Raw genomic sequence first — 12,208 nt, 5'->3', positions numbered from 1 at the left:
CGTCAGGAGAAGAGCCGGTGCCCGGTCAGGATGCGCTGAGCGCGTCCGCACCGGCGATCAACTCGGTCAGTTCCTGGGTGATCTCGGCCTGGCGGGCGTTGTTCATCTTCAGGGTGTACTCGGTGACCAGGTCCTTGGCGTTGTCCCCGGCCGACTTCATCGCGCGCTGGCGGTTGGCCAGTTCGGATGCGGAGGCCTGGAGCATCGCCGAGAAGATCCGTGACTCGATGTACTTCGGCAGCAGGGCGTCCAGGACGTCCTCCGGGGCCGGCTCGTACTCGTAGAGCGGGTACAGGTCCGTGGAGTCCGTGACCTCTTCCTCCACCACCTCGAGGGGCAGCAGACGGACGACGGTCGGGACCTGGGTGACCAGTGAGTGGAAGGCGGTGTAGACGACATGGATCTCGTCCACGCCACCGGCCTCCGTCTCCTCCAGGAACGAGTCGACGAGGCGCTCTCCTATCTCACGGGCCCGCAGGAACTCCGGAGCATCGGTGTTGCCCGTCCAGACCTCCTGGTACTCGCGGTTGCGGAAATCGAAGTACCCCTGCGCCTTGCGGCCCACGAGGTAGATGTCCGTCTCCTTGCCCTCGGCGTGCAGCGACTCGAGCAGTTCCTCCGCATGGCGCAGGATGTTCGCCGAGTAGGCGCCGGCCATGCCACGGTCCGAGGAGAGGACCAGCACGGCGGCGCGCTTCGGGTTCTCGACCTCGGACGTCAGCACGTGCTCGATGTCCTGCTGCGATGACACGGCGGACACGGCGCGGGTGATCGCGTTGGCGTACGGCAGCGACGCGGACACGCGTTCACGTGCCTTGCCGATGCGGGACGTGGCGATCAGCTCCATCGCCTTGAAGATCTTCTGCATCGACTGGGTCGAGGCGATCTTCTGGCGGTAGACCCGGATCTGGGCTCCCATGGTGGTCCTTTCCTTACGTGTCCGCCTCCGGCGCCCGTCCGGTCATTCCTCATGGAACGATCGGACGGGACTGCCGTCGGCACAACGGGTCAGCGCTTCTGCTTGACGATCTTTTCCTGGGTGACCTGATCGGCCGCCAGCGGCTCGTGCTCCTCGTGGCCGGCGGCGACGAGCTTGCTGTCGCCCTCCCCGAAGAAGCCCTTCTTGAACGCCTCGACCTCGGTCTTGAGCGCCTCGAGGGTGGAGTCCTCCAGCTTGCCGGACTCGCGGATCGGGCCGAGCACGACCTCCTTGCGACGCAAGTGGTCCAGGAAGTCACGCTCGAAGCGCAACACATCCTCGACCGGAACCTCGTCCAGGTGGCCGTTGGAGCCGGTCCAGATGGACACGACCTGCTCCTCGACCGGGTACGGGGAGTACTGCGGCTGCTTCAGCAGCTCGGTCAGACGCTCACCACGGGCCAGCTGACGGCGCGTTGCCGGATCCAGGTCCGAGGCGAACATGGCGAAGGCCTGCTGGTCGCGGTACTGGGCCAGGTCCAGCTTCAAGGTGCCGGAGACCTTCTTCATGGCCTTGACCTGAGCCGCACCACCCACGCGGGACACCGAGATGCCCACGTCGACGGCCGGACGCTGGTTGGCATTGAAGAGGTCCGACTGCAGGAAGATCTGTCCGTCGGTGATGGAGATGACGTTGGTCGGGATGTAGGCCGAGACGTCGTTGGCCTTGGTCTCCACGATCGGCAGGCCGGTCATGGAACCGCCGCCCAGCTCGTCGGACAGCTTGGCACACCTCTCCAGCAGGCGGGAGTGCAGGTAGAACACATCGCCGGGGTAGGCCTCACGGCCCGGCGGGCGGCGCAGCAGCAGCGAGACCGCACGGTAGGCCTCGGCCTGCTTGGAGAGGTCATCGAAGATGATGAGGACATGCTTGCCGCCATACATCCAGTGCTGGCCGATGGCCGAACCGGCGTAGGGTGCCAGGTACTTGAAGCCGGCCGGGTCGGAGGCCGGGGACGCCACGATGGTGGTGTACTCCAAGGCACCGTGCTCCTCGAGCGTCTGGCGCACGGAGGCGATCGTCGAGGCCTTCTGGCCGACGGCGACGTAGATGCAGCGCACCTGCTTCGTCGGATCGCCTGACTCCCAGTTGTCCTTCTGGTTCAGGATGGTGTCGATGCCGATCGCGGTCTTGCCGGTCTGGCGGTCACCGATGATCAACTGGCGCTGTCCGCGGCCGATCGGGATCATGGCGTCGATGGACTTCATGCCGGTCTGCAGCGGTTCCTCAACGGACTTGCGCTGCGTGACGCCCGGAGCCTGGAGCTCCATGGCGCGGCGGGCCTCGGCCTCGATCGGACCCATGTCGTCCAGGGGTGCACCCAACGGGTCCACCACGCGGCCGAGGAAGGCGTCGCCCACGGGCACGGAGAGGACCTCACCGGTGCGCTGGACTTCCTGGCCCTCTTCGACGCCCTGGAAGTCGCCGAGAACGACGACGCCAATCTCACGGGTGTCGAGGTTCTGGGCCAGGCCCAGGGTCCCGTCCTCAAAGCGCAGCAGCTCGTTGGCCATGACGGAGGGCAGACCCTCCACACGGGCAATGCCGTCTGCGGCGGAGACGACGTGGCCGACCTCCACACGTTCGGTGCCGGCCGGTTCGTAGGATGCCGCGAACTCATTCAGGGCATTGCGAACATCGTCAGCGTTGATGGTCAAGTCGGCCATCTGCGTTCCCTGCTCTCTGGGGTTGGTGATCATCGACATGCCGATGACCGAAGGTGTCTTGTGGGTTCGTCAGACCGGCCTCAGCCGGCCATCTTCCGCTGGAGGTCATGCAGTCGGGACTGCAGGGAGGAGTCGACGACGTCGTCTCCCACCTGGACCCGGATGCCACCCACCAGCTCGGGGTCGACGGCCACGTCCAACTTCAGGTCGCGGCCAAAGAGGCGCTTCAATGCGGCGGCGAGCCGCTCCTGCTGAGCCGGGGCCAGCGCGCGAGCCACGGTGACTTCGGCGATCCACAGACGCTGACGCTCTGCCACGGTGTCCACGAAGCCGCGGATGAGGTCCACGGGCTTGTGGCCCCTCGGTGCTTCCACGGCCTGGCGGACCAGGAGCTTGGCCTCGGCGGAACCGTTGCCCAGGATCCGCTCAGCCAGGTTGCCCTTGGCCGAAGCGGGAGCCTGCGGATCCGTCAGTGCACGCTGGAGTTCGTGGGACTCCTGGACCGCACGGTTGAAGGACAACAGCTCATCGGACAGTCGACTGAGTCCGTCCAGCCCGTCGCGCTCGGCGGAGGCCGCCACGGAGGTGGTGGCCAATTGCTCGAGTGCGTCCCCGAAGTCCCGGGTGCGGGACCACTTGAGGCCGGCCAGGGTGGTGAGGACCCGCAGGGCATCCTCGGACACCTTGGACCCGAACAGCGAACCGACGACTCCGGTTCGACGCTCCACCGACCACGAGGGGTCGGTCAGGGCACGGCGCAGCGGGGCGCTCGAGTCCACCGCCGCCAGGGCGGTGAACAGCTCGGAAGCCAGCTGGGTGCCGCCGGAGACCAGGACGGGGTCCAGTTCCTGCCGGGCGGTGGCCAGCGAATCGCTCGATGCACCTGCCATTACTCAGCCACGCCTGCCGTGCCGGTCGCAGTGCCGGCGGTCGAGTTCCGCTCGAGGTCCTCGAGGAACCGGTCCACCACGCGCTGCGAGCGGGCGTCGTCCTCGAGGGATTCTCCGACGATGCGGCTCGCCAGGGTGGTGGCCAGGGCGCCGACGTCGGTGCGGAGCGAGGTCTCGGCCTGCAGACGCTCAGCGGCGATCTGGACCTGGGCCTGCTCGACCAGTCGGGCAGCCTCGGCGGCAGCCTTCTCCCTGGCCTCGGCCAGGATCTGGGCGCCTTCGGTACGGGCCTCCTCGCGGACGCGGTTGGCCTCGGCGTAGCCCTCCTGCTGCTGCTGCTCGTAGTCAGCCTTGAGGGCGTTGGCCTCGGCCTGGGCCTTCTCGGCCTTCTCGAGTCCACCCTCGATGGCGTCGACGCGGTTCTGGTAGGAGTTCTCCAGAGCCGGGGCGATGTACTTCACCACGAGGAACATCAACACGGCAAAGCCAACGGCGGTAACGAGCACCTCCCACCAGTTGGGAACGAGCGGGTTGGCGCCCTCGGCTGCAGCGAGAATCGCTTCAGACCTGATCATGTTTCAACCATCCTTTGGTGAAGTTTCCTGCTCTGTGGATGGCCGGCGAACCGGCCGGGAAGGGCAGGAATCAGAGGACGAAGGCGAAGACCAGGCCCAGGATGGCCAGGGCCTCGGCGAGGGCGAAGCCCAGCAGGGCGATGGGCTGCAGGATGCGCTGGGCTTCCGGCTGACGAGCGACGCCGTTGATGTAGGCGGCGAAGATCAGGCCCACGCCGATGGCGGAGCCGATGGAGGCCAGGCCGTAGCCGATCAGATTCAGGTTGCCTTCGATATCCATGGTGTTCCTTTCAAGATGCCTGACGGCAGGTTGTGCGGGGATTCCCGGCGGTGTCCGACGGTTGCCGGTACCGGGAGGTGCTGCGGTGGCGGATGACTCCGCCGAACCGTGCCCACCTTCAGCCAATGACGGCGGGCCCGGAAAGTCAGTGGTCGTTGGCGGCCAGCGCCCCTTGGATGTAGATCGCGGTGAGCAGGGTGAAGACGAAGGCCTGCAGGTACATGATCAGCAGTTCCAGGAAGTACATGGCCACGGAACCGAGGACCACGAGCACACCGGTGGCCTGGAGGGCGACGTTGCCCGTCTCCATGATCAGGAACTGGGCACCCGCGCCGGCCAGCATGATGATCATGTGCCCGGAGAGCATCGTGGCCATCAGACGCAGGGAGTGGGTCAGCGGCCGGACGAGGAAAGTGGAGATGATCTCCAGCGGCACGAGCAGCGGGAGGATCCAGCCGGGGACGCCACTGGGGACCACTGCCAGCTTGAAGTACTTGAGGCCGTTGCGCTTGATGCCCAGGCCGATCCAGATGATGTAGACGATCAGTGCCAGTGCATAGGCCGAGCCGGCGTGCGAGAAGCTCGGCAGCTGCAGGAAGGGAACGGCGCCGAACAGGTTGTTCACGATCACGAAGAAGAACAGGCCGAACAGCAACGGGACGAAGGGCTTGAACTCCTTCTCGCCGATGATGTCCCGGCCCATGCCGTTGCGCACGAAGGCGTAGCCTGACTCAGCGAGCCACTGCACCTTGCCCGGGACGAGCCCTGGCTTGCGCATGGCGAGCATGAAGAAGGCGGAGATGAGGATCACCGAGAGGATGATCATCAGCATCTGCTTGCCGAAACCGGTGCCATACTCGGCCACCCAGGGCAGGATGTCCGGCAGGTGGGTCTGGTCGATCGTGGGAGGAGCGAATCCACCCTCATCGGTGGAGCTGGCGAGCACGATCGGTAGCACGCTGATCCTCTCTGCAGTGTCGGTCAACGGAACGCGTACGGCGCGTCCCCACCCCGCGGTCAAGCGGGCGGCACAACGCAGCCCCGACCGTCGTTATTGATCGTTGATGAGCCTATCAAACCGGGCGTGGTGCTGATGACCAAAAAGCCCACTTCGACGCGGTTTTCGCGCCATCGGACGATTTATTTCTACGTTGCGTCGAAGTCACACCGTCATCGGCCCGACATCCGCCCGTGACCAGACCGTGACCCAAGGCCGTCAGGCGCCCCGTGTGGTCCGTTGAGACCCCCAGACGTCAGTCGTCGTAGATCTGCTGCCGCGTCCGGGCGAAGACGAAGACCTCGGTCACCTGCCAGGCCACGATCGCCACGAGCGCGCCGAGCCCGGCTGCCATGGTGTCCAACCAGACCGGCGGTGGAACCACGGTCAGCAGCACCGCCATCAGGATGATTTTCAGGACGAAGCCGAACAGGGCGATGAACACCGCCTGCTCCCGCCAGCGGTCCCAGGACCAGGCCGTCACCAGCAGGGTGAGTCCGGAGAGGACCACGACGGCGGCGCCGGCCAGTCCCAACGACGCGGCGGCGGTTCCGCCGGCCGTTCTCCCGACCACCAGCCAGGCGATGACCACGGCCACGGCCAGTGCGGCGACGGAGCCGATGAGGCAGGCGACGAGGATCCCCCACCAGCCGCGGGTGTTGACGCGCTTCGCGGATGTCTTCATGGGCGGGACTCCCTCAGTGATTCCCTCGAACGACGCACCCAGGGGTGCAGGGTCAAGTATCCGGCGCCCAGCAGCAGGATGCCGACGACCGGCAGGACGATCAGCCAGTCGAAGAAGTTCAGAGAGACCACCCCGTAAGCGATCAGGAAAGTCCACAGGTAGAGCAGCAGCACGGCCTGGCGATGCGTCCACCCGCCGTCCACGAGTTTGTGGTGCAGGTGTCCGCGGTCGGCCGAGAAGGGGCTGGACCCGCGGACCGTCCTGCGCACCACGGCCAGGGCCAGGTCCAGCAGCGGCAGGGCCATGACGGCGATCGGCAGCAGGATCGGCATGTAGGCCGGGACGTTGCGGAAGCGGAAACCCTCCATCGCCGCCACGTCGGCGGTCACGGCCACGGCGGCGGTGGCCAGGAGCAGACCGATGAGCATCGCGCCCACCTCGCCCATGAAGATCTTCGCCGGGTTGAAGTTGTGTGGAAGGAAGCCGAGGCAGGACCCGACGAGGACGGCCATGAGCAAGGTGGCCAGGTTCGAGTAGTCGAACTGGTTGATGGTCCGGGTCAGCAGGTAGGTGTAGATGAAGAAGGCGGAGCCTCCGATGACGGCCATCCCGGCGGCCAGCCCGTCGAGGCCGTCCACGAAGTTGATGGCATTCATGGTCAGCACGAGGATGAAGATCGTCAGACCGATCTGGATCGATTCGTTGCCCACCGGGATCCACCCCACCGGCATGGCCTCGACTCGGATTCCGTGGAAGGCCACCAGTGCGGCCGCCGTCATCTGGGCGGCGAGTTTGAGCGTCCAGTGCAGGTCCCACAGATCGTCCGCCACACCCATCGCCAGGACCACGGCGAGGGCGAACAGCAGCCCACGGATCGGATCGGGGTCGGAGAAGATGCCGTCCAGGAACGGGATCATGGCGCCGATTCCCAGCGCCACCAGCACGCCGGCTATCATGGCCACCCCACCGAGCTTGGGCACCGGCTCGCGGTGCACGTCCCGTTGGCGTTGTGGGGTGTAGACGCCCCCGGCCAGGGCGAGCCTGCGCACTGCCGGTGTCAACACGAAGCTGATGACGGCGGAGAGCCCCAGCAGCAGCAGGTAGACCTTCATTCCACCAGGTCCGGAACCACCGCGGCCAGCTCGCCGTAGGACAGGGCGCCGTGACGTACCACGCGGAAGGGCGAGACGGTGCAGTCGATGATGGTGGAAGGCTCGGAGACGGTGCGTTCGCCGTCGTCGAGGTAGACGGACACCGTGTCGCCGAGCATCTCGCGCGCGGCCCCGGCCGTCGTCGCCGCCGGAAGGGACGTGCGGTTGGCGCTGGAGACAGCCAGCGGGCCGAACTCCTGGAGCAGCTCACGCGCCACCTGGTCGTCGGGCACGCGCAGGGCGACGGTCCCCCGGGTCTCCCCCAGGTCCCACGTCAGCGAGGGCTGCGCCTGGAGGATCAGGGTGAGGGCACCGGGCCAGAACTGCTCGGCCAGGTCCCGGGCGCCTTGCGGGACATCGACGGCCAGGCCGTCCATCACCCGGGCGCTGCCGATCAGCACCGGCGGCGGCATGGCCCGTCCCCTGCCCTTGGCGGCCAGGAGCACCGCCACGGCCTGCGGGGAGAAGGCGTCGGCGCCGATCCCGTAGACCGTGTCCGTCGGCAGGACCACGCATTCGCGGTTGGCCAGTGCCGTCCGGGCGGCCTCGATGGCCTCGTCCAGTCCGGATTCCGTGGTGCAGTCAATCAGCAGGCTCACCGTGCCATTGTCCCATCCGTGCGCGCGGCGATCGTATAACGCGGCCGCCCGTTGAGGTCCTCCTGCGTCCGAATTCCCCTGAACAGCCCGTCGCGCCGCAGCAGGGCGGCCACCAGCTCACCCTGGGTGTCGTCGTGTTCCATCACGAGGGTTCCGCCCGGACGCAGCAGCCGGGCAGCCGTGGCGGCCACCACGGTCGGCACGCGCATGCCGTCCGCTCCCCCGCCGTAGAGGGCCAGGCCCGGATCGCGCCGCGCCTCGGCCTGGGCCGGGATGCGGCCGTCCGGCACGTACGGAGGATTGGACACCACGACGTCGGCGCGGCCGTCCAGGTCCGGTAATGCCGTCGCGGCGTCCGCGACGTGCAACGCGACACCGCGCGGGGCCAGGTTGGCGGCCGCCCACCAGGCGGCTTCGGGGTCCGCCTCCACCGCGTGGACGGTGGCACCGGGGACCTCGGTGGCCACCGCCGCGGCGATGGCCCCGGAGCCGGTGCACAGGTCGACCACCAGCGGGTTCGCAGTGGTTCTGTCCCCGGCGGCCCGTGCGGCGTCGATGGCCGCTCCGGCGACGAGCTCGGTCTCGGGGCGGGGCAGGAAAACGCCGTGGCCGACCTTCAGCTCGACGGATCGGAACGTCGTGGTGCCGGTCAGGTACTGCAACGGCGTGCGGGTGGCACGGGAGATGGACAGCCGTCGCAGGTCGACTGACTGGAGCGGATCCAGCCGCCGTCCGGCGATGGCCCAGGCTGCCACCTCGCCACGGCTGGCCCCGAGGACATGGGCGGCCAGCAACTCGGCGTCCGCGCGGGGCGAGTCTACGCCGGCCGCGGCCAGCAGCTCCGTCGAGGACCGCAGCAGGGACTCGAGCTCCACGGTGTCAGCCTGCCGGTCAGTCACAGGGTCAGTCTGAAGGTCGGTCACAGTGTCAGCCATGCTGTCCCAACGCCTCCAATCGGTGCGCCTCATCCATCTCGATGCAGGACTGCAGAACGGGTTCGAGGTCACCGTCCAGGACGGCGTCGAGATTATAGGCCTTGTATCCAGTGCGGTGGTCCGCTACCCGGTTCTCCGGGTAGTTGTAGGTCCGGATACGCTCAGAGCGGTCCATCGTCCGGACCTGCGAATGCCGGGTGGCGGCATTCTCGGCGTCGAGCTTCTCCTGCCGATGCGCCAACAGCCGGGAGCGGAGCACGCGCATACCGGCCTCGCGATTCTGGATCTGCGACTTCTCGTTCTGCATGGACACCACGATCCCGGTGGGCAGGTGGGTGATGCGCACGGCGGAGTCGGTGGTGTTCACGGACTGGCCACCGGGTCCGGAGGACCGGAACACGTCGATCTTCAGGTCATTGCCGGAGATGGCGACCTCCTCCGGCGCGTCCACCTCGGGGAACACCAGCACGCCGGCTGCGGAGGTGTGGATGCGACCCTGGGATTCGGTGACGGGGACGCGCTGCACGCGGTGCACGCCGCCCTCGAACTTCAGGTGCGCGAAGACGCCCTGGGACGGGTCGGTCGAGTTGCCCTTGATGGCCACCTGTACATCCTTGTAGCCACCGAGGTCAGACTCCGTGGTGGAGAGGATCTCGGTCTTCCAGCCTTTGGTCTCGGCGAAGCGCACGTACATCCGCAGCAGATCCGCGGCGAAGAGGGCCGCCTCCTCGCCGCCCTCGCCGCCCTTGATCTCCAGGATGGCGTCCCGCGCATCGGCCGGGTCCCGGGGAATGAGCAACCGTCGCAGTTTCTCCGTCGCCTGCTCCGCCGTGGTCTCGAGCTCTGGCACCTCGGCGGCGAACTCCTCGTCGTCCTCGGCGAGTTCGCGGGCATCCGCCAGGTCGGCCTCGGCCTGGGTCCATGCCCGGTGCGCCGCGACGATGGCACCGAGTTCGGCGAAGCGACGGCCCAGCTTCCGGGACAGGGCCTGGTCTTGGTGCACGGCCGGGTCCGCGAGTCTCTCGGTGAGCTCGTGGTGCTCGTCCAGCAGGTCCTGCACGGATTCGAACATGGGTGTCTTCCTTCAGTCAGGGGCGGTTCCCGCGGTGGGGCGAACGACTCAGCCCCCGCCCTCCCGCCGTCCAGCGCCCGATGGATACCGGGAGTCTGAGGACGACGGAGGGACGGGGGCCAGGGTGTGTCGCTACTTCTCGCCCTTGGAACCCAACGTGGTCTTGGAGACCAGCATGAGGAACTCGGCGTTCGACTGGGTCTCCTTGATCTTGTTCGTCAGGATCTCCAGTGCCTGCTGCGTGTCCAGACCGGACAGGACCCGGCGCAGCTTCCACATGATCTTGATCTCGTCGGAGGTCAACAGGTTCTCCTCACGGCGGGTGCCGGAGGCATTGACATCGACGGCCGGGAAGATGCGCTTGTCTGCCAGCTGACGGGACAGCCGCAGTTCCATGTTGCCGGTGCCCTTGAACTCCTCGAAGATGACCTCGTCCATCTTGGAACCGGTCTCCACCAGGGCGGTGGCGAGGATCGTCAGGGAGCCACCGTTCTCGATGTTGCGCGCGGCACCGAAGAACCGCTTCGGCGGATACAGCGCCGAGGAGTCCACGCCACCGGACAGGATGCGTCCGGAGGCCGGTGCGGCCAGGTTGTAAGCACGGCCCAGACGGGTCATGGAGTCGAGCAGGACCACCACGTCGCGCCCCATCTCCACGAGGCGCTTGGCACGTTCGATGGCGAGTTCGGCCACGGTCGTGTGGTCGTCGGCCGGACGGTCGAAGGTCGAGGCGATGACCTCACCCTTGACCGAGCGCTGCATGTCGGTGACCTCTTCCGGACGCTCGTCCACCAGCACCATCATGAGGTGCACCTCGGGGTTGTTGGTGGTGACGGCGTTCGCGATGGACTGCAGGATCATCGTCTTGCCGGCCTTCGGCGGGGAGACGATGAGTCCGCGCTGCCCCTTGCCGATCGGAGAGACCAGGTCGATCACGCGCGGGCCGACCAGCTTGGAGTCGGTCTCGAGGCGCAGCCGCTCCTGGGGGTACAGCGGCACCAGGTCGTTGAACTTGGTGCGCTTGGGGCTGTCCTCAGCCTGCTGGCCGTTGACAGAGGTCAGACGTACCAGGGCGTTGAACTTCTGCCGGTTGCCTCCGCTGTTGCTGTTGCTGTTCTGGCTCTCACCGTCACGCGGGGCGCGGATGGCGCCCACGACGGCGTCGCCCTTGCGCAGCCCGTACTTCTTGACCATGGACAAGGAGACGTACACGTCGTTCGGGCCGGGCAGGTAGCCGGAGGTCCGCACGAAGGCGTAGTTGTCCAGGACATCCAGGATGCCGGCGACGGGCAGCAGCACGTCGTCCTCGGTCATCTCGGTGTCGTCGACCTCGGGGCCGCTGCGACCGCGGCGATTGCGGTTGCGGTCGTTGCGGTTTCGGTTGCGGCGGTTGCGGCGGCTGTCCTCGTCGCGGTCGTTGTTCCGCTCGTTCCGGTCATTGTTCCGGTTGGCGCCCCGGCTGCCGGACTGCTGGTCGTTGTCCGACTTGTTGTCCTGCTGGCGATCGGTGTTCCGCTCGTTGCGATCGTTGTTCCGGTCGCTGCGGTCGTTGCGGCTGTTCCGATCATTCCGGTCGCCACGGCCGGAGCGGTTGTTGCGATCACCGCGGGCGTTCCGGTCGTTGGAACGCTCCTGCTGGCCGTCGGACCCGGAGCCGTCGCCGGCACCGTTCCGGGACTCGGAGACAGCCTCGGACGAGTTGTCCGCGGAGGCGGCCTGGTCCTCGCTGGTGGTGACGGCTGCCGACTCGGCGCGGCGCGAACGGGTCCGGCGGGCCGGGCGCTCGGGAGCGCCGCCCTCGGTGCCCGCTGCCGGCGTCGAGGCCTGCTTCTGGTCGATCGACTGGTCGGCCGACGAGTCCGCCTGCTTCTGGTCAGCTGACTGCTCGACCTGCTTCCGCTCGGCCTGGGTGCCAGTGGTCTTGCTGCCGCGGGACCGGCGCTTCGGTGCGGCCGCGCCGCCGTCGGCCTTGCTGTCGGCACCGGCCTTGCTGTCGGCACCGGCCTTGCCGTCTGATCCGGCCGGGGCGCTGGACGTGTCCTCAGTCTTCTTGCGGTCCGCGACGGAGCCGCCGCGCTGGTGACTGGAGATGGCGGCCACCAGGTCAGACTTGCGCATCCGGGATCCCCCGGTGATGCCGAGCTGGGAGGCAAGGGCCTGCAGCTGTGCCAGCTTCAGGCCGGCCAGGCCACCACCCGCCTGGGCGGCGGTGGTGGCTGCCGCGGCTGGTGCCTCGGTGGAATTGCCCGCGGAGGCCGTGGGCAGTTCAGTGGTTTCGGTCACGAAGGTTCCTTCTCCCTCGTCAGGCAGGATCCGACTGGAGGGATCCCGCGAAGTGTGTACCGGCTGCCACCTGAACAGGTGGCGGAAAACCGGGA

The 12,208-nt window shown here is 67.4% G+C and carries 12 protein-coding genes; all 12 read right to left on the bottom strand.

What is annotated here, in order from left to right:
- Window positions 1–25: 25 nt before the first annotated feature.
- Window positions 26–919 (bottom strand): F0F1 ATP synthase subunit gamma, encoded by an 894-nt coding sequence (locus ABD134_RS02395; protein WP_344226376.1) that lies wholly within the window; start codon window positions 917–919, stop codon window positions 26–28.
- An 89-nt stretch (window positions 920–1,008) separates the two neighbouring features.
- Window positions 1,009–2,646, bottom strand: a complete 1,638-nt coding sequence (gene atpA / locus ABD134_RS02390) for a F0F1 ATP synthase subunit alpha (protein WP_344226374.1) — start codon at window positions 2,644–2,646, stop codon at window positions 1,009–1,011.
- Between the two features lie 80 nt (window positions 2,647–2,726).
- A complete protein-coding gene (locus ABD134_RS02385) occupies window positions 2,727–3,536 on the bottom strand; it encodes a F0F1 ATP synthase subunit delta (protein WP_344226372.1) in 810 nt (269 codons plus the stop codon).
- Window positions 3,536–4,111, bottom strand: a complete 576-nt coding sequence (locus ABD134_RS02380; protein ID WP_344226370.1) for a F0F1 ATP synthase subunit B — start codon at window positions 4,109–4,111, stop codon at window positions 3,536–3,538. Before ABD134_RS02380 ends, ABD134_RS02385 begins: the two co-directional genes overlap by 1 nt.
- 70 nt (window positions 4,112–4,181) lie before the next feature.
- The gene (locus ABD134_RS02375; protein ID WP_344226368.1) at window positions 4,182–4,391 is read right to left on the bottom strand and encodes an ATP synthase F0 subunit C; all 210 of its coding nucleotides are present in this window, start codon (window positions 4,389–4,391) and stop codon (window positions 4,182–4,184) included.
- 145 nt (window positions 4,392–4,536) lie between these two features.
- Window positions 4,537–5,349, bottom strand: coding sequence for a F0F1 ATP synthase subunit A (gene atpB, locus ABD134_RS02370; RefSeq protein ID WP_344226366.1), 813 nt, complete (start codon window positions 5,347–5,349; stop codon window positions 4,537–4,539).
- 295 nt (window positions 5,350–5,644) lie between these two features.
- On the bottom strand, window positions 5,645–6,073 hold the full coding sequence (locus tag ABD134_RS02365; protein WP_344226364.1) for a hypothetical protein: 429 nt from the start codon (window positions 6,071–6,073) through the stop codon (window positions 5,645–5,647).
- Window positions 6,070–7,185 carry an MraY family glycosyltransferase gene (locus ABD134_RS02360; protein ID WP_344226363.1) on the bottom strand — a complete coding sequence of 372 codons (1,116 nt, stop codon included), beginning with the start codon at window positions 7,183–7,185 and terminating at the stop codon, window positions 6,070–6,072. Before ABD134_RS02360 ends, ABD134_RS02365 begins: the two co-directional genes overlap by 4 nt.
- Entirely contained in the window at window positions 7,182–7,823 is a 642-nt protein-coding gene (locus ABD134_RS02355) for an L-threonylcarbamoyladenylate synthase (protein WP_344226361.1), read from the bottom strand. The genes ABD134_RS02360 and ABD134_RS02355 overlap by 4 nt, the downstream gene beginning before the upstream one ends.
- The gene (prmC, locus tag ABD134_RS02350) at window positions 7,820–8,722 is read right to left on the bottom strand and encodes a peptide chain release factor N(5)-glutamine methyltransferase (RefSeq protein WP_344226359.1); all 903 of its coding nucleotides are present in this window, start codon (window positions 8,720–8,722) and stop codon (window positions 7,820–7,822) included. The genes ABD134_RS02355 and prmC overlap by 4 nt, the downstream gene beginning before the upstream one ends.
- Window positions 8,723–8,750: 28 nt before the next feature.
- Window positions 8,751–9,830, bottom strand: coding sequence for a peptide chain release factor 1 (gene prfA / locus ABD134_RS02345; RefSeq protein WP_344226357.1), 1,080 nt, complete (start codon window positions 9,828–9,830; stop codon window positions 8,751–8,753).
- A 132-nt stretch (window positions 9,831–9,962) separates the two neighbouring features.
- Entirely contained in the window at window positions 9,963–12,113 is a 2,151-nt protein-coding gene (rho, locus tag ABD134_RS02340; protein ID WP_344226356.1) for a transcription termination factor Rho, read from the bottom strand.
- Between the last annotated feature and the right edge of the window lie 95 nt (window positions 12,114–12,208).

The organism is Citricoccus alkalitolerans (assembly GCF_039528175.1).
Taxonomy (GTDB): Bacteria; Actinomycetota; Actinomycetes; order Actinomycetales; family Micrococcaceae; genus Citricoccus; species Citricoccus alkalitolerans.
The sequence above is the reverse complement of the archived record's forward strand: the minus strand, read 5'-3'. Positions and strand labels throughout refer to the sequence as shown.